We start from the raw sequence: 1259 nt of genomic DNA, 5'->3' as shown, positions 1-1259 counted from the left end.
CAAGTTTTGCAATTTGGATGTACAGTACGTCGCTTGGATTTGCTGATATCGTCGCACACGTAACGTTGTTTTGGGGGAATCCAGGGCAGGATGGCCCCCAAATGGGTTTCTAAGCATGGGTTTTGAAGGGGTGGGGTTCCGATCCATCAGAGGAGTGCCGGATCAATGGGGCGACCGCGCCAGAGAGATTTGCGACAACGGGGAACTGTGACACTTCCGTCTCGACAAGTTCTATCCTCATCGCGAGCGCAACGAGCCACTCGCCGCGCCGATGCGCGAACCGATATCCGCAGGAGTTGCTCGGGAGAAAGCCGGCCTCGCTGGGGCAGGATCTCGTGTGGCGGAATCCTGACCGCGACTAGGTTAGGAGGTTGTGGTCGGGCCAACAACGCAATATCTGGGCCCATTCCTGGTTTCCTCCCGGGCTCTCGGCGTGGGCCGCACTCGGTTCTGGCCGGTTCGAGCAAGTCCATTCCCGAATCAGCGTTGCCAGGTAGCTCGTATTTGATTGGGCACGCGGATTGCGATTTCGACCAATTTACGCGGACCCATCAGCCCAATCGGGGGACGCCCGGGGATTGGCTGCCGCGTAGGATTCCAGTTGTCTGCCGCGCCGGATCGCTTTGGTGTGGCTCACACTGAATCGGTGAATGTCGCGGCGGCAATCGGTGGACGAGCGCATCAGGGTTGCCCAAACGGGACTGTGTTACGCAAACCTCCTGCGCAACCCACGGGAACGGAGTACGCGCGGAGGCTGGCTGAGTCTAGGCGGCAAGAACAAGAATAAGAAATGATGCAAAACGCAACAGAAGTGCAGCCACAGGTCGTGAAAATGCAACACACCGGAGACGATCGATCCGCCCAGGTGGCGAACAAACCGCCGGACAAGCGGATTTGGTTGGCGTTTTTGGGCCTTCTTGTTCTTTTGGTTGTGATTTTCTGGGACGCTCTCCTCGTCCTCGTTCAACGCTGGGCCAAGGATGCCGACTACCATCATGGATTTTTGGTACCGATTTTCGCGGGATATCTTCTGTGGAGACGGCGAAAGCTTCTCGGTGACCTCAGTTCGCTGGCCGTCACTCCGTCCGCCCTGGCAGCCGGGATCATGTGTCTCGTCCTGGCTGGGGTCACGCGAGCCATTTCCGTGCTCTACTACGTGCGGATCGTCGATCCTGCGGCTGTGATCCCTGCTTTTATGGGGATTGTCTTGTGTTTATTTGGGTGGCGAGGCCTCCGCTGGGCCTGGCCGGCGGGTGTGT

1 protein-coding gene is annotated in these 1259 nt (G+C 58.3%); it reads left to right on the top strand.

Going from position 1 to position 1259, the window contains the following annotated elements:
* Nucleotides 1-790: 790 nt before the first annotated feature.
* A partial coding sequence (locus tag H5U08_RS19225; protein WP_297036915.1) for an archaeosortase/exosortase family protein occupies nucleotides 791-1259 on the top strand: 469 nt, incomplete at its 3' end.

The sequence above is a fragment of the Thermogutta sp. genome, assembly GCF_014359955.1.
GTDB lineage: Bacteria > Planctomycetota > Planctomycetia > Pirellulales > Thermoguttaceae > Thermogutta.
Note: the sequence above shows the minus strand (reverse complement) of the source record. Positions and strands in the feature narration are given on the sequence as shown.